The sequence below is a fragment of the Burkholderia sp. AU33423 genome, from assembly GCF_002223135.1.
Classification (GTDB): Bacteria; Pseudomonadota; Gammaproteobacteria; order Burkholderiales; family Burkholderiaceae; genus Burkholderia; species Burkholderia lata_D.
In genome coordinates this window covers 722319-742575 of sequence record NZ_NKFH01000004.1, presented here as the reverse complement: position 1 = coordinate 742575, position 20257 = coordinate 722319, and the positions used below count along the sequence as shown (strand labels likewise).

12 protein-coding genes are annotated in these 20257 nt (G+C 67.4%); 8 read left to right on the top strand and 4 right to left on the bottom strand.

All coding sequences use genetic code 11. From position 1 onward, the window contains the following. Positions 1-7: 7 nt before the first annotated feature. Positions 8-1657: a multicopper oxidase domain-containing protein gene (locus CFB50_RS06175; protein WP_089445251.1), complete on the bottom strand. Its 1650-nt coding sequence runs from the start codon at positions 1655-1657 to the stop codon at positions 8-10. Between the two features lie 66 nt (positions 1658-1723). Then, positions 1724-3307 (bottom strand): multicopper oxidase domain-containing protein, encoded by a 1584-nt coding sequence (locus tag CFB50_RS06170; protein ID WP_089445250.1) that lies wholly within the window; start codon positions 3305-3307, stop codon positions 1724-1726. A gap of 825 nt (positions 3308-4132) precedes the next feature. Here CFB50_RS06170 and CFB50_RS06165 point away from each other — a divergent pair. The 5 genes from CFB50_RS06165 (at position 4133) to CFB50_RS06145 (ending at position 13511) form a co-directional block, all read left to right on the top strand. Next, positions 4133-4957, top strand: a complete 825-nt coding sequence (locus CFB50_RS06165) for an IclR family transcriptional regulator (protein ID WP_069247538.1) — start codon at positions 4133-4135, stop codon at positions 4955-4957. A 254-nt stretch (positions 4958-5211) separates the two neighbouring features. Further along, a complete protein-coding gene (locus CFB50_RS06160; RefSeq protein WP_089445249.1) occupies positions 5212-6582 on the top strand; it encodes an MdtA/MuxA family multidrug efflux RND transporter periplasmic adaptor subunit in 1371 nt (456 codons plus the stop codon). A 15-nt stretch (positions 6583-6597) separates the two neighbouring features. Beyond that, positions 6598-9711 (top strand): MdtB/MuxB family multidrug efflux RND transporter permease subunit, encoded by a 3114-nt coding sequence (locus tag CFB50_RS06155; protein ID WP_089445248.1) that lies wholly within the window; start codon positions 6598-6600, stop codon positions 9709-9711. A 3-nt stretch (positions 9712-9714) separates the two neighbouring features. Continuing rightward, positions 9715-13023 (top strand): efflux RND transporter permease subunit, encoded by a 3309-nt coding sequence (locus tag CFB50_RS06150; RefSeq protein WP_089445247.1) that lies wholly within the window; start codon positions 9715-9717, stop codon positions 13021-13023. 104 nt (positions 13024-13127) lie between these two features. Next, entirely contained in the window at positions 13128-13511 is a 384-nt protein-coding gene (locus CFB50_RS06145; RefSeq protein WP_089445246.1) for a VOC family protein, read from the top strand. A 124-nt stretch (positions 13512-13635) separates the two neighbouring features. On the opposite strand, the gene CFB50_RS06140 is transcribed toward CFB50_RS06145, so the two are convergent. Continuing rightward, positions 13636-15087, bottom strand: a complete 1452-nt coding sequence (locus CFB50_RS06140; protein WP_089445245.1) for an NYN domain-containing protein — start codon at positions 15085-15087, stop codon at positions 13636-13638. Positions 15088-15399: 312 nt separating this feature from the next. Between CFB50_RS06140 and CFB50_RS06135 the strand changes: the two genes are divergently transcribed. Further along, on the top strand, positions 15400-16029 hold the full coding sequence (locus CFB50_RS06135) for an NAD(P)H-binding protein (RefSeq protein WP_089445244.1): 630 nt from the start codon (positions 15400-15402) through the stop codon (positions 16027-16029). Between the two features lie 101 nt (positions 16030-16130). On the opposite strand, the gene CFB50_RS06130 is transcribed toward CFB50_RS06135, so the two are convergent. After that, a complete protein-coding gene (locus CFB50_RS06130; protein WP_089445243.1) occupies positions 16131-16682 on the bottom strand; it encodes a peroxiredoxin in 552 nt (183 codons plus the stop codon). A 279-nt stretch (positions 16683-16961) separates the two neighbouring features. On the opposite strand from CFB50_RS06130, the gene cdpA reads away from it, so the two are divergent. Both cdpA and CFB50_RS06120 read left to right on the top strand, forming a co-directional pair. Further along, the gene (cdpA, locus tag CFB50_RS06125; RefSeq protein ID WP_217481559.1) at positions 16962-18704 is read left to right on the top strand and encodes a putative bifunctional diguanylate cyclase/phosphodiesterase; all 1743 of its coding nucleotides are present in this window, start codon (positions 16962-16964) and stop codon (positions 18702-18704) included. A gap of 27 nt (positions 18705-18731) precedes the next feature. Beyond that, entirely contained in the window at positions 18732-20231 is a 1500-nt protein-coding gene (locus tag CFB50_RS06120; protein WP_089445241.1) for an HDOD domain-containing protein, read from the top strand. Positions 20232-20257: the final 26 nt, after the last annotated feature.

Below are 20257 nucleotides of genomic sequence, written 5' to 3'. Positions count from 1 at the left end.
CCCACCCCTAATTGGATTCGTCGATCGGAAATACCGGAGGATCAACGAGCATCATCATCATCATTCCGCCCGGGAAGATGTTGTTCGTCGTGATCTCGCGCTCGTTATGCGAGTGCCACATGAACGCGAAGCCTGCTTCCGTCGCCGGCGGGTTCAGGATCGTGTTGCTGGGTGGCGACGTGCCGGTCGGCGCGGTCGCACGCACGGTCGCGTCCGGCCCGAGATACGGACTGCCGCCGTACCAGAAACCGTTCGTCAGGATGTTCGAGTCCGGCAACGTGACCGGCCCGCCGCTGGCGACCTTGCCGAACGGCGCCTTCTCGAGCGCCTTGCCGTGGTCCTGGCACCACTCGTAGTAGTTCGGCGCGCTGCGCGGCGCCGGCGGATTCGACGCCGTCGTGTAGTAGCCGTTCGCGTCCGGCACGCAGACGGAGCCGTCGCCCGCGTAGTGCGCATAGACGTCCCAGTTCAGGCCCTTGCCGGTCCAGTAGAAAATCCCGTCCAGGGTGGTGCCCGGCGTGGTGGTGGTCGTGAACAGCAGCGGACCGGCCGGCAACTGCGGGTTCGCCGGGTGGCTCGGGTCGACCGGGCTGAGCAACAGGTTGCCGTCGCGCGCCAGCACGCGCACGTGATTGCCGTGCTCGTGGAACGGATGCTGCCAGCGGCCGGTGCCGATGATCCGCAGCAGCACCAGTTCGCCCGGATGCATGTGCGGGTTGCCGTTGTACGGCTGGTGCGGGTACTGCGGCGCGTAGTTCGGATCCATGTCGTCCGGCATCGAGCGGCCGTTGACCATGAAATAGGCCGGGTGATAAGGCTCGGTCTCGACCGTCATGCAGCCGGTCGGCTTCGTGCATGACGTATTTGCCGCCACCTGCTGCTCTGCCTGCTGATGGATACGCGGATCCATTTCGGAGAACTGAAAAAGATACTCACGGTCATAGCATGCCGCGCTGTTGTCGAATGCCGCCGCTGCGTTGCGGAAATCGTGCTGGCCGAACGGCCTGCCCGAATCCGGCAGCGCCATGCAGCCTGCCGTGTTGACCGCCGTATTCGGCAGCACGATGATCGCCCCGTACAGCCCCATCTCGATCTGCAGGTCGCCCTGCGTGCCGCTGTAGTACGTATGCGTACCCGGCGTCGCCGCGACGAACGTGTAGGTGACCGTCGCGCCGTGCTGCGCTTCCTGCGCCAGCAGCCCGGCAACGCCGGAGGTGCCGGTGCAGGTCTTGCCGTCCGGGCTCAGGGTGCCCGTGCACACGACGAAGCCGGGAAACAGCATCGACGTGTTGCCGGCCGCCGCGGGCAGGTTGTTGGTGAGTGTCACGGTGATGATGTCACCCTGCCTGACGATCAGCGTCGGACCGGGAATCTGCATCGTCGGACAGGTCGCACCGGTAATCGTCGACGGCGAGAAGACGAGCGGCGTCGCGCTGGTCGCTGCACAGCCGTAGCCCCACGAATAGACGCTCGTGCCGTCCGGCTGCGTGATGCGCGCCTCCTGGGCCGTGAGGTTGAAGACCTTGCCGGTGATGCCCGGCGCGGCGGCTTGCGCGTGCACCGACAGCAACGCGGCGAGCGTCGCGACACCGACGCGTGCAAGCCGTCCGAGACGGGCGAGCGTCGCGGTCCAGGCATGATGAGTGATGTGTCCCACGGCTTTTCTCCTCAGGGCAGGACTTCCCGGCCGGGTCCGCCCGATGAGGCGGGCGGACCCTGGTCATCAAAGAGTGCAATGCTTCGTGACCGGATCCACGGCGCTGCAGATGTGGACCTCGGTCATCAGTCCGCCGAAGTTCTCCTGATCGTTCGACAGGTGATCGAGGTTCGGCGTGTACAGATAGAAAATCTGGCCCGAGTGGTACTTCGTCTTGTCGCTGGCGTCCAGAATCAGGTCGAGCGATTCGCCACCGCCGAGCGTGATCGAATTGGTGTCGTAGGCCATGTTGTTGCCGGCCATGTCGCGCAGCATGCGGGCGTTGATCGCGATCACGTGCATCGGAATGCCGATCGACGCCAGCGTCTGATATTCGGTCACGTCGAGATCCGAGATCCGCAACAGCGCCCGGCCGCCGGCCGGAATGTTGACCAACGTCGGCAGCGGTTGCGACGGATGCATCGAACTGTCCGAAGCGGGCGTCGACATCGGCCCTTCGGTCACGGTATCCGGATAGCTGCGGCCGTTCAGCAGGAAGAACTTGTCCTTCATGTCGGTGAACGGCTCGGGATTGAACGTCATGCCGACGAAGTGGAAGTTCGGATCGAAGCCGTGGATCTGGATCGGATACTCGACGTCGTACGCGGTCGAGCCGTCGCCGTCGTTGTACGCATAGAGCGACAGCGTTTCCGGCGAGGTCGCCGGGATGTTGGGATTCGCGGCGCGCACGAGACCGTTGTTGCGCGTCGGCAGCGGCGTCGAGCACAGAATGTCGTTGCCGCAGCGCGTCCGGAGGTCCGCCTGTTGCGTGACCAGCGCCTCGTACAGCGACACGCCCTTCGGCACCCGGTCCTGGCGCGGGCGCACGTAGATCTGCCCGACCATGCCCATCTGCAGGTGCTCCGGCGGCGTGATGTGGCAGTGCCAGAAATAGGTGCCGGCATCCGGCGCCAGATAGTAGTAAGTGAAGCTCGCGCCGATGTTGATCGCCACGGACGCATCGGGCACGCCGTCGTAGAACGACGACGCATTCGGATAGCCGTGGAAGTGCACCGTGTGCCGCTCGAACAGGTCGGGACGCATGATCATCCCGACGTTGGTCAGCGTGAGGAAGAACTCGTCGTCCTCGTCGATCGCCATCAGCGGCGCGGGCTGGTTGCCGTTCATCACGCCGATGTCCATGATCGGGCGCGGATCGACGTGGCCGGTCAACGCACCGCCGGCATCCGGGTCGGGCGCGAGCCCGACCGCGCCGTTGTAGGTCGGGTCGGTTCGCGGGTCGCCGACGGTGTTGAATACCGACGCGAGCTCCGTGCCGGGCAACCCCGCCTTGACGTCGGCAAGCCCGGAGAGCGGGCCGAACGCGAACAGGTAGGTCTGCACGCCGTTGGCCATCGTCGCGTAACCGTCGCCGCCGGAGATCTGCTGGCATTTGATCGCACCGTTGACGGCACCGGTCGCGGTCGAGGTCTGTCCGGTGTAGGTCGGTTTCGTGTAGGCGGGCTCGCCGACGCCCGGTGCGAGCGCGGTCGGGTGGGCGGGCGTGGTGAACGGGCATTGAACCCGGAACGACTGAGCGAACGAAGGAGCGGCGCACAGGAACAGCAACAGTGCCGCCACACTGCTGCAATACGCGCGGGTACTGAACATATGACCTCCATCCGAGGGGTCAACCAGCGATACGCGCTGGACGTCATGCTCTGCTGCGGACGCGGGCTGGCGACGTCATCGCCCTGACCCGTATCTGGATTCTGCAGATGCGCATGAACGGCCGGGATGGGGCACCCCCCTACTTTTGCGTAGGGGGCCACCAGTGTGCGGGAGGCGTCATGCTTCGCACATGGCCGGATGCGCGGCCGGGCGGGCTTGCAGCGCATCGTCGGGATGGCGAAACGACGGTGCGCGACCGCCCATGCCGGTCATGACAACCGCCGACCACGCCGTGTCGGCGACATGCCGGTGTTTGCACTGCGCGGCCGCGGCAGGATCGATGACGTATGGCGAGACTCGTCCCGATAGCCGAATTTAATTAAAATCATGGACCGGATGCAGGAAGGTGCGGGACGCGGCAGGCTTGGGCTGTATCGGAAGGGCGCGGCGAACCAGGCGGTCGCCGGAAAGACGGGCAAAAAAAAGCGCCACGGAGACCGTGGCGCTAAAAAAGTTCTAGCCATTCCGAGGGCCGTGCTAGAACCTGAGAGACTGCGCGAAACATCGTTGCCGGTTAAACTCTTGAAACGATGTTTCGAAAACGTGAGACATTCTTTCCGTTTCCGCCCGACAAGTCAAGCGGTATTTGCACCGGTTCATGCACTTTCTGGCAACGCTCATTTGAGCGTTTTCCTAATAAACCAAGGGTGAACCCGTAAAATCTCATCCAATGACCGGTTCACCCGCGGAACATGCATCCTTTGACAATAGTCCTACAATACCAACAAAATTGAAATCGAGTTTCGGAATTAGAGAGAATCCCTCGTGTCGACAACTGTAACCCCTCCCGCGTCGCGGGACCGTGAATCGTCGCCCGACGAGATCACCGCCCTTGCCCGCGGCCTCGCCGTGCTGCGTCGCATCGCGGCGGCCGACGCGCCCGTCAGCAACCGCGAGCTGACCGAACTGACCGGCATCCCGAAGCCGACCGTCTCGCGCATCACCGCCACGCTCGTCAGCGCGGGCTTCCTGTTCCAGTTGCCCGACAGCGAGCGCTTCGTGCTCACCGCGTCGGTACTCGAACTGAGCCACGGCTTCCTGCGCAACTTCGACATCCGCGCGCGTTCGCGGCCGTTCATGATCGAGCTGGCCGAACGCACGTCGCTGTCCGTGCACCTCGCGGTGCGCGACCGGCTCGACATGGTCGCGATCGACGTGGTCCGTCCACGCTCGGCCGTGCTCGTCACGCGCCTCGAGATCGGTTCGCGGATGGACATCGCGCGCACCGCGGTCGGCCGCGCGTATCTCGCCGCACTCGAGGACGACGAACGCCGCCAGTTGCTCGAGTCGCTGCGCACCACGGCGGGCGACGACTGGCCGCACGTGTCCGCGCGCCTGAACCCCGCGCTGGACGACGCGATGCGCGACGGCCACGCGATCGCGATCGGCGAATGGCGCGAGGGCCTGAATGCCGTCGCGGCCGGTTTCGTCGGTCCGTCGGGCCAGCGCTATTCGGTGAATTGCGGTGGCGCGTCGCACCAGTGCCCGCCCGAATGGCTGGACGAACACGTGGTGCCCGCGCTGCACGAATGCATCGCGAAAATCACGCGCGAAATCGGCGGCGCACCGGCCCGTCGCATCGCCGTGTAATCGTTTCGTCATCGTCCTGTCGCGTTCTGTAACGACCGTAACCCGTTGAAAGATAGACCGCTGGACTGTAACGGGGACGGGACGTAGGATCATGCCCATCGTCGCGCCGCACTCGCGGTGCGCACCGCTCTTTTCCCGCGCAGACCGGCGGGGGCCCGGACCGAGCCGGGCGCCCCCTCCCCGGCACCGCTCGCCCACGCGCAGCTCAGCAGTCCGATTTCCGGCCCGCCGCGCCGTCTTCCTGACAGATCACGATGGATAACGAACAAAAGCCCACGCCTCCTTCGAAAGAACCCGCGTCCCCCGCCGCGCGGCGCCCGCGCCGCACGCTGATGGCCGGCGCGCTCGCGGTCGTCGTCATCGGCGGCCTGCTGTGGTGGCATCCGTGGAACCGCACGCCGGCGGCCGGCACGGGTGCGAGCGGCGCAGGCGCAAGCGCGGCCGGTGCCGCCGGCGGCCACCGCGGCCGTGGCGGCCCCGCCGCGATGGCGAACATTCCGCAGCCCGTGCAGGTCGCAACCGCGACGCAGGGCGAAATGCCGATCGTGCTGTCCGCGCTCGGCACCGTCACGCCGCTCGCGAACGTGACGGTCAAGACGCAGTTGTCCGGCTACCTGCAATCGGTGGCATTCCAGGAAGGCCAGATCGTCAAGAAGGGCGACCTGCTCGCGCAGATCGACCCGCGCCCGTACCAGGTCGCGCTCGAGAACGCCGAAGGCACGCACGCGCGCGACTCGGCGCTGCTCGCGACGGCCCGCCTCGACCTGAAGCGCTACCAGACGCTGCTGTCGCAGGACTCGATCGCGTCGCAGACCGTCGATACGCAGGCCTCCCTCGTCAAGCAATACGAAGGCGCGGTGAAGACCGACCAGGCCGCGATCGATTCCGCGAAGCTGAACCTCACTTATGCGCGCATCACCGCGCCGGTGACGGGCCGCGTCGGCCTGCGCCAGGTCGACCCCGGCAACTACGTGACGCCGGGCGATACCAACGGCCTCGTCGTGATCACGCAGCTGCAGCCGATGAGCGTGATCTTCACGACGTCGGAAGACAACCTGCCGCAGATCGTCAAGCAGGTGAACGCGGGCCAGAAACTGTCGGTCACCGCATACAACCGCAACAACACGGTGCCGCTCGAGACGGGCTCGCTCGCGACGCTCGACAACCAGATCGACACGAGCACGGGCACGGTCAAGCTGCGCGCGAACTTCGATAACAAGGAAGGCATGCTGTTCCCGAATCAGTTCGTGAACACGCGCCTGCTCGTCGACGTGATGCGCAACGCGACGATCGTGCCGACCGCGGCCGTGCTGACCGGCTCGATCGGCCAGTTCGTCTACGTCGTGAAGCCCGACAACACGGTGACCGTGCGCAAGGTCACGATCGGCCCGGTCGACGGCGAACGCACCAGCATCGTCAGCGGCATCGCGCTCGGCGAGCGCGTCGTGACCGACGGCTCCGACCGCCTGCGCGAAGGCGCGAAGATCTCGATCCCGGCCGACAAGCCGAAAGGCGCGTCGGGCGCGCGCGGCGCCGGTGCGGCGTCGGGCGCATCGGGCACCGGCGGCCATCGCGGCGAACACAAGCACGGCGCGTCGCAGGCAGCGGCCCCCGCGGCCCAGTAACGCGCGGGCCGCTCGATGAATCCCTCCCGCCTCTTCATTCTCCGGCCGGTCGGCACCGCCCTCCTGATGGCGGCGATCATGCTGGCCGGTCTCGTCGCACTGCGCTTCCTGCCGCTCGCCGCGCTGCCGGAAGTCGACTATCCGACGATCCAGGTCCAGACCTTCTACCCGGGCGCGAGCCCGGAGGTGATGACCTCGTCGGTCACCGCGCCGCTCGAACGGCAGTTCGGGCAGATGCCGTCGCTGAACCAGATGTCGTCGCAAAGCTCGGCCGGCTCGTCCGTGATCACGCTGCAGTTCTCGCTCGACCTGCCGCTCGACATCGCCGAGCAGGAAGTGCAGGCCGCGATCAACGCGGCCGGCAACCTGCTGCCGTCCGACCTCCCTGCCCCGCCGATCTACGCGAAGGTCAACCCGGCCGATGCGCCGGTGCTGACACTCGCCGTCAAGTCGAAGACGCTGCCGCTCACGCAGGTGCAGGATCTCGCCGACACGCGCCTCGCGATGAAGATCTCGCAGGTCGCGGGCGTCGGTCTCGTCAGCCTGTCGGGCGGCAACCGCCCGGCCGTGCGGATCCAGGCGAACCCGACCGCGCTCGCGAAGTACGGGATGAACCTCGACGACCTGCGCACGACGATCTCGAACCTGAACGTGAACACGCCGAAGGGCAACTTCGACGGCCCGACGCGCGCGTACACGATCAACGCGAACGACCAGCTCACGAGCGCCGACCAGTACAACAGCGCGGTCGTCGCGTACAAGAACGGCCGCCCGGTGATGCTCACCGACGTCGCGACGGTCGTCGCCGGCTCGGAGAACACCAAGCTCGGCGCGTGGGTGAATGCCGACCCCGCGATCATCCTGAACGTGCAGCGCCAGCCGGGCGCGAACGTGATCCAGACGGTCGACGCGATCAAGGCGCAATTGCCGAAGCTGCAGGAAACGCTGCCGGCCGCGCTCGACGTGGAGATCGTCACCGATCGCACGACGATGATCCGCGCCGCCGTGCGCGACGTGCAGTTCGAACTGATGCTCGCGGTCGCGCTGGTCGTGCTCGTGATGTACCTGTTCCTCGCGAACGTCTACGCGACGATCATCCCGAGCCTGTCGGTGCCGCTGTCGCTGATCGGCACGCTCGCGGTGATGTACATGGCCGGCTTCTCGCTGAACAACCTGTCGCTGATGGCGCTCACCATCGCGACCGGCTTCGTGGTCGACGACGCGATCGTGATGATCGAGAACATCGCCCGCTACGTCGAGGAAGGCGAAACGGGGCTCGAGGCCGCGCTGAAGGGCTCGAAGCAGATCGGCTTCACGATCATCTCGCTGACGGTGTCGCTGATCGCGGTGCTGATCCCGCTGCTGTTCATGGGCGACGTGGTCGGGCGCCTGTTCCATGAATTCGCGATCACGCTCGCGGTGACGATCGTGATCTCGGCGATCGTGTCGCTCACGCTCGTGCCGATGATGTGCGCGAAGCTGCTGCGCCATTCGCCGCCGCCCGAGAGCCATCGCTTCGAGGCGCGCGTGCACCGGGCGATCGACTGGGTGATCGCGCGCTACGCGGTCGCACTCGAATGGGTGCTGAACCGCCAGCGCTCGACGCTCGTCGTCGCACTGCTGACGCTCGCGCTGACCGCCCTGCTGTACGTCTACGTGCCGAAGGGCTTCTTCCCCGCGCAGGATACCGGCGTGATCCAGGCGATCACGCAGGCGCCGCAGTCGATCTCGTACGGCGCGATGGCGGAGCGCCAGCAGGCGCTCGCGGCCGAGATCCTGAAGGATCCGAACGTCGAGAGCCTCACGTCGTTCATCGGCGTCGACGGCAGCAACATCACGCTGAACAGCGGCCGGATGCTGATCAACCTGAAGGCGCGCGACGAACGCTCCGAGACGGCCGCGCAGATCATCCGCGACCTGCAGCACCGCGTCGCGAACATCACCGGCATCTCGCTGTTCATGCAGTCGGTGCAGGACCTGACGATCGACTCGACCGTCAGCCCGACGCAGTACCAGTTCATGCTGACGAGCCCGAACTCGGAAGAGTTCGCGACCTGGGTGCCGAAGCTCGTCGCACGGCTGCAGCAGGAGCCGTCGCTCGCCGACGTCGCGACCGACCTGCAGAGCAACGGCCAGTCCGTCTACATCGAGATCGACCGCCCGAGCGCCGCGCGCTTCGGCATCACGCCGGCGACCGTCGACAACGCGCTGTACGACGCGTTCGGCCAGCGCATCGTGTCGACGATCTTCACGCAGTCGAACCAGTACCGCGTGATTCTCGAGTCCGAGCCGAAGGAGCAGCACTACGCGCAATCGCTGAACGACATCTACCTGCCGTCGGCGGGCGGCGGCCAGGTGCCGCTGTCGTCGATCGCGTCGTTCCACGAGCGGCCGTCGCCGCTGCTGGTCGCGCACCTGTCGCAGTTCCCGTCGACCACCATCTCGTTCAACCTCGCGGCGGGCGCGTCGCTCGGCGAGGCGGTCAAGGCGATCGACGCCGCCGAGAAGGACATCGGGCTGCCCGCGTCGTTCCAGACGCGCTTCCAGGGCGCGGCGCTCGCGTTCCAGGCATCGCTGTCGAACCAGCTGTTCCTGATCCTCGCCGCGGTCGTCACGATGTACATCGTGCTCGGCGTGCTGTATGAGAGCTACATCCACCCGATCACGATCCTGTCGACGCTGCCGTCGGCCGGCGTCGGCGCGCTGCTCGCGCTGATGATCACCGGGCACGACCTCGACATCATCGGGATCATCGGCATCGTGCTGCTGATCGGCATCGTGAAGAAGAACGCGATCATGATGATCGACTTCGCGCTCGAGGCCGAACGCGTCGAAGGCAAGCCGCCGCGCGAGGCGATCTACCAGGCGTGCCTGCTGCGCTTCCGGCCGATCCTGATGACGACGCTCGCCGCGCTGCTCGGCGCGGTGCCGCTGATCGTCGGCTCCGGCGCGGGCTCCGAGCTGCGCCAGCCGCTCGGGATCGCGATCGCCGGCGGCCTGATCGTGTCGCAGGTGCTGACGCTGTTCACGACGCCCGTGATCTACCTCGGCTTCGACTCGCTCGCGCGCCGCGTGCGCGGCTGGTTCGAACGCCACGGCCCGCAAGCCGGCTCGCGCACGGATGCGTAAGCCATGAACCTGTCGCGCCCCTTCATCACCCGCCCCGTCGCGACGACGCTGCTCGCGCTCGGCGTCGCGCTCGCGGGCCTGTTCGCGTTCATCAGGCTGCCGGTGTCGCCGCTGCCGCAGGTCGATTTCCCGACGATCTCGGTGCAAGCGTCGCTGCCCGGCGCGAGCCCGGAAACGGTCGCAACCAGCGTGACGAGCCCGCTGGAGCGGCACCTCGGCTCGATCGCCGATGTGTCCGAAATGACGTCGACCAGCACGGTCGGCAATGCGCGGATCATCCTGCAGTTCGGGCTGAACCGCGAAATCGACGGCGCCGCGCGCGACGTGCAGGCCGCGATCAACGCGGCGCGCGCCGACCTGCCCGCCGCGTTGAAGAGCAACCCGACCTACCGCAAGGTCAACCCGGCCGATTCGCCGATCATGGTCGTCGCACTGACGTCGGAAACGGCGTCGCCGGCGAAGGTGTACGACGCCGCGTCGACGGTGCTGCAGCAGTCGCTGTCGCAGATCGACGGGATCGGCCAGGTCACCGTGAGCGGCTCCGCGAACCCGGCCGTGCGCGTCGAGCTCGAACCGCAGTCGCTGTTCCATTACGGGATCGGCCTCGAGGACGTGCGCGCGGCACTGGCTTCCGCGAACGCCAATGCGCCGAAGGGCGCGATCGAGTTCGGCCCGCAGCGCTTCCAGCTCTATACGAACGACCAGGCGTCCCAGGCGTCGCAATACCGCGACCTCGTCGTCGCGTACCGCAACGGCTCGGCCGTGCGGCTGTCCGACCTGTCCGACGTCGTCGATTCGGTCGAGGACCTGCGCAACCTCGGTTTGTCGAACGGCAAGCGCGCGGTGCTCGTGATCCTCTACCGCTCGCCCGGCGCGAACATCATCGAGACGCTCGACCGCGTGCGCGCGGCGCTGCCGCAGCTCACCGCGTCGCTGCCGGCCGACATCACCGTCACGCCGGTGCTCGACCGCTCGACCACGATTCGCGCGTCGCTGAAGGACACCGAGCACACGCTGCTGATCGCGGTCAGCCTCGTCGTGATGGTCGTGTTCCTGTTCCTGCGCAACTGGCGCGCGACGCTGATCCCGAGCGTCGCGGTGCCGATCTCGATCATCGGCACGTTCGGCGCGATGTACCTGCTCGGCTTCTCGATCGACAACCTGTCGCTGATGGCGCTGATCGTCGCGACCGGCTTCGTCGTCGACGATGCGATCGTCGTGCTCGAGAACATCTCGCGGCACATCGAGAACGGCAAGTCGCGCATGCAGGCCGCGTTCGACGGTGCGCGCGAGGTCGGCTTCACGGTGCTGTCGATGAGCATTTCGCTCGTCGCGGTGTTCCTGCCGATCCTGCTGATGGGCGGCATCGTCGGGCGGCTGTTCCGCGAGTTCGCCCTGACGCTGTCGCTCGCGATCGCCGTCTCGCTCGCGGTGTCGCTCACGGTCACGCCGATGATGTGCGCGCGCCTGCTGCCCGAGTCGCACGACCCGCAAAACGAAGGCCGCTTCGGGCGTTTCCTGGAACGCTGTTTCAGCCGCATGCAGCGCGGCTACGAACGCTCGCTGTCGTGGGCGCTGCGCCGGCCGCTCCTGATCCTGCTGACCCTGTTCGCGACGATCGGGCTGAACGTCTACCTGTACATCGTCGTGCCGAAGGGCTTCTTCCCGCAGCAGGACACCGGGCTGATGATCGGCGGCATCCAGGCCGACCAGTCGACGTCGTTCCAGGCGATGAAGCTGAAGTTCTCCGAGATGATGCGGATCGTGCAGGGCAACCCGAACGTGAAGAGCGTCGCGGGCTTCACCGGCGGCACGCAGACCAACTCGGGCTTCATGTTCATCACGCTGAAGGACCGCACCGAGCGCAAGCTGTCGGCCGACCAGGTGATCCAGCAGCTGCGCCCGCAGCTGGCGGACGTGGCAGGCGCGCGCACGTTCCTGCAGGCGGCGCAGGACATCCGGGTCGGCGGCCGGCAGAGCAACGCGCAGTACCAGTTCACGCTGCTCGGCGATTCGAGCGCCGACCTGTACAAGTGGGGGCCGATCCTGACCGAGGCGCTGCAGAAGCGCCCCGAGCTGACCGACGTGAACTCCGACCAGCAGCAAGGCGGCCTCGAGGCGATGGTGACGATCGACCGTGCGACGGCCGCGCGGTTCGGCATCAAGCCCGCGCAGATCGACAATACGCTGTACGACGCATTCGGCCAGCGTCAGGTCTCGACGATCTACAACCCGCTGAACCAGTACCACGTGGTGATGGAAGTCGCGCCGAAGTACTGGCAGAGCCCCGAGATGCTGAACCAGGTGTGGGTCAGCACGTCGGGCGGCAGCGCGAACGGCTCGCAGACCACCAACGCAGCGGCCGGCACCTACGTCGCGACCTCCGCCGGCACGTCGAGCGCCGGCACGGCCACGCAGAGCGCCGCGGCGATCGCGTCCGACTCCGCGCGCAACCAGGCGCTCAACTCGATCGCCGCGAGCGGCAAGTCGAGCACGTCGTCGGGTGCGTCGGTGTCGACGTCGAAGTCGACGATGATCCCGTTGTCGGCGATCGCGACGTTCGGGCCGAGCACGACGCCGCTGTCGGTCAACCACCAGGGGCTGTTCGTCGCGACGACGATCTCGTTCAACCTGCCGCCCGGCGTGTCGCTGTCGCAGGCGACGCAGGTGATCTACCAGACGATGGCGCAGGTCGGCGTCCCGCCGACCATCGTCGGCAGCTTCCAGGGCACCGCGCAGGCGTTCCAGCAGTCGCTGAACGACCAGCCGATCCTGATCCTCGCGGCGCTGCTGGCCGTCTATATCGTGCTCGGGATCCTGTACGAGAGCTACATCCATCCGATCACGATCCTGTCGACGCTGCCGTCGGCCGGCGTCGGCGCGCTGCTTGCGCTGCTGCTGTTCAAGACCGAGTTCAGCATCATCGCGCTGATCGGCGTGATCCTGCTGATCGGTATCGTGAAGAAGAACGCGATCATGATGGTCGACTTCGCGATCGACCAGACGCGCAACTACGGGAAGTCGTCGCTCGACGCGATTCACGAAGCGTGCCTGCTGCGCTTTCGCCCGATCATGATGACGACGATGGCCGCGCTGCTCGGCGCGCTGCCGCTCGCGTTCGGCAACGGCGACGGCGCCGAGCTGCGCGCGCCGCTCGGGATCGCGATCGCCGGCGGCCTGATCGTGTCGCAGGTGCTGACGCTCTATACGACGCCGGTCGTCTACCTGTACATGGACCGCTTCCGCGTGTGGGCCGAGAAACGGCGCAACCGCCGCGGGAATTCCGGCGGGCCGGCCGTCGCCGGGGAGTGATGAAGCGGCCGCCTTGTGCGGCCGTTTTTTTTGCGTTTGAACAGCGGCGACGATCGGCTATCGTGAGTCCATGCCCACCGCAGGGCCCTTCACGGGGACACACCATGAACGTCCAGCTCAACCATACGATCGTCTGGTGCCGCGACAAGCGCGCGTCGAGCCGCTTCCTCACCGAGCTGCTGGAATTGCCGCCGCCGACGCCGTTCGGCGCGATGCTGGTCGTCCCGCTCGGCAACGGCGTGTCGCTCGATTTTTATGAACAGGCCGGAGAGATCGCGTCGCAGCATTACGCGTTCCTGCTCGACGAAGCCGGCTTCGATCGCGTGCTCGCGCGCATTCGCGAGCGCGGGCTGCCGCACTGGGCCGATCCGGCGAAGCGGCAACCCGGTGACATCTACCGCCACAACGGCGGCCGAGGCGTGTACTTCGACGATCCGGACGGCCACTTTCTCGAAGTGATGACGCAGCCTTATGTGCTGAACGACTAGTCCGGCTGGCGGGCCCGCATTGCGCCGGCCGCCATGGCGTGGAGCGGGGCCCGCCTGGGTGTCGCCGGTTGCGTTGCGGACGACACCCGAGGCCGGCGGCCGCTATTCGGCCGCTATTCCGCCATTACTCGGCCGCTGCCGCCGTCTTGCGCGGACGCCGCGCGCGCGGCGCCGCCTTGCGGGCCGGTTTCTTCGGCTTGGCTTCGGCCGTCGCGTCGCCAGCCGCCTCGGCCGGCGCAGCCGCCACCTCCCCGCCGACATCGCTGCCCGCCGGCTCGGCGTGCGTCACTGCGGCGTGCCGCGCATCGCCCTGCTCCGCGTCACGATGCGTCTCGTCCGCATGCTTGCCATGCGCGTGCGTGTCGCCAGCGTGCTTCGGCGCGCCATGCCCGGCGGCGTCCGGCTCCCCGGCCGCCTGACGGCCTGCGGACTTCGCGGCGGCGCCCTTCTTCGCGCCGGCCTTCTTCGCCGGGCTCTTGCGCGCACGCTTGCGGCCATCCTTCGCGTCGCCGTGCCCCTCGGCCACGTCCACCGCTTCAGCCGTTTCAGCCGGCACGACCGCCGCGGTTTCGGCGGCTTCAGCCATCGCCGCCTCTTCCGCGTCGGCCTGCACGGTGTCGTGCACGGCCGCTTCCGCCCGCTGCTCGCGGCGTCGCGGTTCGCGACCGGCCCGCGCCGGCTCGGCCGCGCGCGCCCCGTGGTGCGCGCCATGGTGGGCGGCACCACCGTCGCCGGCCTGCTCTGCGGCCGCCGACTGGCGTGCCCGCGACACGAACGCGCCAGACTTGTCGTCACGCCCCACTTCGAGCAGGCCGCGCGCCTGCGCCTCGTCGAGCAGGTTGCCGAACGCGCGGAACCCGTAGTACGACTCGTTGAAATCCGGCTTGCGACGCTTGATCGCGCTCTTGAGCACCGACGCCCAGATCTTGCCGACGTCGTCCCGCTCCGACGCGAGCGCGTCGAACGTCTCGACCGCCAGCGCGATCGCCTCGGCCTTGCGCGCGTCCAAGTCGTGCTTGCGCGACGGCTCGTCCGGCCGCTTCGCGCCGCCGTTGCCCGCACGCTGCTGCTGTTCGCGCTTGGCGAGCGCGCGCTGCTGCTCGCGCACCAGGTCGTCGTAGAAGATGAATTCGTCGCAGTTCGCGACCAGCAGGTCCGACGTCGATTTCTTCACGCCGACGCCGATCACCTTCTTCGCGTTCTCGCGCAGCTTCGACACCAGCGGCGAAAAATCCGAGTCGCCGCTGATGATCACGAACGTATCGACGTGCGACTTCGTGTAGCAGAGGTCGAGCGCGTCGACGACGAGCCGGATGTCGGCCGAGTTCTTGCCCGACTGGCGCACGTGCGGAATCTCGATCAGTTCGAAGCTCGCCTCGTGCATTGACGCCTTGAAGCCCTTGTAGCGATCCCAGTCGCAATAAGCCTTCTTCACGACGATGCTGCCCTTCAGCAGCAGGCGCTCCAGCACGGGCTTGATGTCGAACTTCTCGTACTTCGCGTCGCGCACGCCGAGCGCGACGTTCTCGAAGTCGCAGAACACGGCCATGCTGACGTTGTCCAGGGGTAATGCCATGTGTACTCCAACCAGTGGGCCGATGCGTTGTATGACGTAACGGCGAAAAATGCATCGCGCACATGATAGCCGGTCGGCGCGTCATTCCCGCATCCGTGTGAGTGAATGGCGACCGGAATGTCGGCGTCGGTCGCGCCGCCGCAGCTCACGTGCCCGCACCGGGCAGCCCTGACCGGCGCCCGATGCCGGTACGCCCGCTGCCGGTATGCCCCTTAATACACACCCGCCGCATCGGCAAATCGACATTACACTTGAGTTATCGGTCGTCCGTCCCTATCTGGACGGATGACGCATCGAGCAAGGAGCGGTTTCATGACGACGAAGGTACTGCTGATTGGCGCGACCGGCCGAACGGGCCAGGCCTGCGCGGATCTGCTGCTCAAGCAGCCGGAGTTCGAGGTCACGGCGCTCGTGCGCCGGCACGGCTATGCGCTGCCAGGCGCACGGGTGGTCGAGGCCGACCTGACGAACGATTTCTCGCACGCATTCCAGGGCATCTCGCACGTGATCTACGCGGCCGGCTCGGCCGAATCGGAAGGCGCGGCCGAGGAGGAGCAGATCGACCGCGACGCGGTCGCCCGCGCGGCCGAATACGCGCTGGCTTACAACGCGCAGAAGCTCGTGGTGATCAGCTCGCTGTCCGCGTACCAGCCCGAACTCGGCCCGGACGCGCTGCGCCACTATTCGCAGATGAAGCGCGAAGGCGACGATCGCGTGATCGCGTCCGGCGTCGACTACGCGATCCTGCGCCCCGGCCCGCTCACGGACGATCCGGGCGTCGGCAAGATCGCGCTGACCGACGTGTGGTTCGAAGCCGCCCCGCCCGTGTCGCGCCAGGATGTGGCCTGGGCCGCGATCGAGGCGATCAAGCTGGGCATCTCGCGCAAGATCGTCGGCTTCGTTGGCGGCAGCGTGCCGATCGAGCAGGCATTGCGGGCCTAGCGGCCTCTCGCGCGCCGCCGCTCGGGCGGGCGTGTTGCTCCGTACCGGGCGGCCCGCACGACGGGCCGCTTTGCCGTGCGGGGGTCGTGCGGCGCGGCCGCTTACTGCTTCGGATGCGCGTCAGCCCACGCCTTCACGGCGGCGAGCGTGTTCTCGACGTGCTTGTCGGGCGACAGGCTTGTGTATTCGTAGAGCACCTTCCCTTCCGGCGAAATCACGTAGGACACGCGGTTCGCCTTGTCGATCGCCGGCAGCTTCGCGTCGTATTCGCGGATGATCTTCGCGTCCGGATCGGCCGCGACCGGGAACTTGCTCCGGCACTCACTCACCGAGAACTTCGCCAGCGTGTCGATGTTGTCAGCCGATACGCCGATCACCGTCGCGCCGTAAGCCTTGTAACGGTCGACCGCGTCCGCGAACGCATGCGCCTCGATCGTGCAGCCCTTCGTGAACGCGGCCGGGTAGAAATACAGCACGACCGGCCCCTGCTTCAGCGCGTCCGCGAGCGAGTACGTGTAAGTCTTGCCGCCCAGCGACGCCTGCGTCGTGAAATCGGGCGCCGCGGCACCCGGCTTCAATTCCGCCTGCGCCATCAGCGCATGGCCGGCCACCAGCGCCGCCACGGCGGCGCCCAGCAACAGTTTTCGCTTCATCTGCGTCCTCATTTCTTATAAAGTCAGCCTCGATGTAGGCCCCGCCGGCGTTCGCCTGTCGAACACCCGCGCGACCGATCCGGTCCAGCGGCAACGCCATCCGCGGCCGGTCCGTTAAAGATTCCGCACAGTCTGCCGTTATTCCTTCCGGACAACCGGTTCCAGCCCTTCACGTCAGCGAGAAACATGGAAGCCAACAGGAAACAGACGTCACGCAAGGGCTCCTGGCGCAGCGCCTTGCATACGCTGCGCCGCTTCGCTCGGTCGGGCGGCGCGCTGATGCCCGCGCGCGCCGTTGCGCCGCGACGCGACGACTCCGTGCGCAACTGGCTGGAACAGACGGTCGGCACGGTGGATTTCCTCGCCCATGTCGATCGCGAGCTGCGCTTTCTGTACGTGTCCGACGCGAGCCTGCGCTTCATCGGCTACCACCGCGACTACCTGCACACGCTGACGCTGCGCGACCTGATCGCCGAACAGGATACCGCGGCGCTCGAAGACCTGCTCGCCCGCGCCGCGCGTTCCGGCCAGGTCGAGAAGGCGACGATGTGCATCGTCAAGTCGCTCACCTACCCGCTGGACGTCGAGATCCGCGCGTTCAAGAGCCGTCACCACGGGGTCGACGGGTTCGCGATCGCGGCGTTCGACGTGTCGTCGTGGCGCGCGCTCGAGGCGCGCCTGACTTACGAAATGCACCACGACCCGATGACGGGGCTCGACAACCTGTCCGCGCTCGTGCCCGCGTTGATCCGCGCGCAGCAGGCCGCCGACGGGGACGACACCTGCGCGGCGCTGCTGCTGCTCGACCTCGACGACTACCAGCGGATCAACCGCGCGCTCGGCTACGACGCGGGCGACACGCTGCTGCGCGAGACCGCGCAGCGGCTGAAGGCGCTCGTCACGCCGAACGAGCAGCTCGCGCGCGTCGCGAGCGACAAGTTCGCGGTCGTGCTCGGCGCACCGAACCGCGCGCAGGCGAGCGATGCGGCGGACGCACTCGCACGCCGGCTGCAGGCCGCGGTGCGCGAGCCCTACGTGTACCAGGGGCAGACCGTGCACCTGTCCGCGAGCATCGGCATTGCGCTCTACCCTGACGAGCGCTCGGCGCCGCATCGCGCGCAGCACCACAGCCCGCTGCTGCGCCGCGCCGACCATGCGCTCGCGCAGGCGAAGGCGTCGGGCGGCAATGCGCTCGCGTTCCACGCCCCCGTCGACGATCCGGCCGACGCCGAACGGCTGAAGCTCGAGGCCGACCTGTACGACGGCGTGCGCAACGGCGAGTTTTCGCTCCATTTCCAGCCGATCACGCGCAGCCGGTCGGGCGCGGTGGTCGGGGTCGAGGCGCTGATCCGCTGGCGCCATCCGGTGCACGGGCTCGTGCCGCCGGCGACCTTCATTCCGCTCGCCGAATCGATCGGCCTGATCAACTATCTCGGCAACTGGGTGCTCAAGGCCGCGTGCATGCAGCTCGTCGCCTGGGACCGCCAGGGGCTCGCGCTGCAGTACGTGGCGGTCAACGTGTCGCCGCAGCAGTTCCGCGACCCGCGCTTCACGCAGAGCGTGCGCGAGGCGATCGCGCTGACGGGCATCGACCCGCGCCGCATCGTGCTCGAGATCACCGAAAGCCTGCTGATGCACGACCCCGCGCAGGCAAAGGGGCTGCTCGAGGAGCTGACCGATCTCGGCATCCGCTTCGCGATCGACGATTTCGGCACCGGCTATTCGAGCCTCGCGTACCTGCAGCGCTTCCCCCTTGCGAAGCTGAAGATCGACCGCAGTTTCGTCGAGAACCTGCTGACCTCGCGCAACGATCGCGCGATCGTGTCGGCGGTGGTCGGCCTCGCGCAGACGCTCGATCTCGAACTCGTCGCGGAAGGCGTCGAGACCGAGGCGCAGCGCGAATTGCTGACGGAGATGGGCTGCAACCATATCCAGGGCTGGCTCGTCTGCCAGGCGCTGCCGTCCGAGGAGCTCGCGCGGCGCTTCGAGGCGCAGCAGCTGCACCTGCACGCCGCCGCCTGACGCGCGCGGCGAACCGGACAGATCCGTATGTCAATCACCGAACACCTGCCCCGCACCGCATTGCTCGACAAGCTGTGGGCCCGGATGAACGAACGGGGCGATTTCCCGCTGCTGTCGGAATCGCTGCGCGCGACGATGGCCGCGATGAAGAACGACGACCTCGACTTCACCGCGCTCGTGCGCGTCGTGCTGTCGGACTTCGCGCTCACGCAGAAAGTGCTGCGGCTCGCGAACTCCGCGATGTACATGGCGTTCGGCGGCAACATCACGACCGTGACCCGCGCACTGATGGTGCTCGGCATGGACGCCGTCGGCCACCTGGTCGTCGGGCTCAAGCTCGTCGACCATTTCCATCAGAGCACGCCGCGGCGCATCGACGCGAAGCTGGAGCTGAACCGCGCGCTGCTGTCCGGCTGCGTCGCGCGCAAGCTCACCGAGCGCGCCGAGCTGCGCTCGGGCGAGGAAGCCGTCGTCTGCACGCTGATGCGCCAGGTCGGCAAGCTGCTGGTGGTCTGCTATCTCGACAGCGAATGGGACCGGATCCGCCGTCGCGCGGCCGAGCTGAACGGCGACGAAGCGGCCGCCTGCGTCGATGTGCTCGGCGTCGGCTTCGACGAGATCGGGCTCGAGGCGGCCGCGCGCTGGCGCCTGCCCGACGTGATCCGCGCGGGGATGGCCGATCACGACCACGTGGTCCATGCCGATGCGTTCGGCAACGAGGATGACGATCACGATGCGGGCCATGCGACCGATGACGGCCCGGCCGACCGCGTCCGCTGGCTGCGCACGATCAGCCGCTGCTCGACCGACGTCGCGGGTGCGCTCGTGATGCCCGCGAGCCCGCAGCGCGATGCGCGCATCGCGGCGCTCGCGCAGCACTACGGCGCGGAACTCGACATGGAATCCGACGTGCTCGTCGAGATCGCCGAGCGGCTCGCGCGCGAGGAAGCGAGCGACACCGTGATGCGCGAGATCGTCGAGCTGCGCGCGAACGCCGATGCGATCGCGCGTGCGCAGGCCGAGCCCGAGGTGTGCCTCGAGGCCGGTCTCGCGGACCTGCGTGCGCTGCCGTCCGAGCACGTACTGACGCCCGTGCTCGCACTCGCGTCGGAAAGCCTGCTGGCCGGCCTCGCGTTCACGCGCACCGTGATGTTCGTGCGCCACGACGACGGCATGTTCGCCGCACGCCTCGGCTTCGGCCCCGGCGTCGATACGACGCTCGACCGGCTGCGCTTCGACGAGCGCTTCGAGCCGGACGTGTTTCATCTCGCCATCTCGAACTCGGTCGGCATCTTCATCGAGCAGGCGCAGGAGCCGAAGATGATGAAGCGCCTGCCCGCGTGGTATCTCGACGCATTCGACGACACGCGCGCGTTCGTGCTGCTGCCGGTGCGCGTCGGCACGACGACCGTCGCGTTGCTGTACGGCGACTGGGCCGGCGCGCAGCCCGCGCGCAAGATCACGCAGCAGGAGATGGCCGTGCTCAACGAGCTGGCGCGCGAACTGGGCCGGTTCTTTCCGGCCTGACGCTGCCGCCGGCCGCTGCCGCGCCG

Excerpts from the sequence above, each read along its gene's own strand:
- CFB50_RS06170 (WP_089445250.1), bottom strand. The coding sequence starts at position 3,307 with ATGTTCAGTACCCGCGCGTATTGCAGCAGTGTGGCGGCACTGTTGCTG.
- CFB50_RS06160 (WP_089445249.1), top strand. The coding sequence starts at position 5,212 with ATGGATAACGAACAAAAGCCCACGCCTCCTTCGAAAGAACCCGCGTCC.
- CFB50_RS06155 (WP_089445248.1), top strand. The coding sequence starts at position 6,598 with ATGAATCCCTCCCGCCTCTTCATTCTCCGGCCGGTCGGCACCGCCCTC.
- CFB50_RS06150 (WP_089445247.1), top strand. The coding sequence starts at position 9,715 with ATGAACCTGTCGCGCCCCTTCATCACCCGCCCCGTCGCGACGACGCTG.
- CFB50_RS06145 (WP_089445246.1), top strand. The coding sequence starts at position 13,128 with ATGAACGTCCAGCTCAACCATACGATCGTCTGGTGCCGCGACAAGCGC.
- CFB50_RS06140 (WP_089445245.1), bottom strand. The coding sequence starts at position 15,087 with ATGGCATTACCCCTGGACAACGTCAGCATGGCCGTGTTCTGCGACTTC.
- CFB50_RS06135 (WP_089445244.1), top strand. The coding sequence starts at position 15,400 with ATGACGACGAAGGTACTGCTGATTGGCGCGACCGGCCGAACGGGCCAG.
- CFB50_RS06130 (WP_089445243.1), bottom strand. The coding sequence starts at position 16,682 with ATGAAGCGAAAACTGTTGCTGGGCGCCGCCGTGGCGGCGCTGGTGGCC.
- cdpA (WP_217481559.1), top strand. The coding sequence starts at position 16,962 with ATGCCCGCGCGCGCCGTTGCGCCGCGACGCGACGACTCCGTGCGCAAC.
- CFB50_RS06120 (WP_089445241.1), top strand. The coding sequence starts at position 18,732 with ATGTCAATCACCGAACACCTGCCCCGCACCGCATTGCTCGACAAGCTG.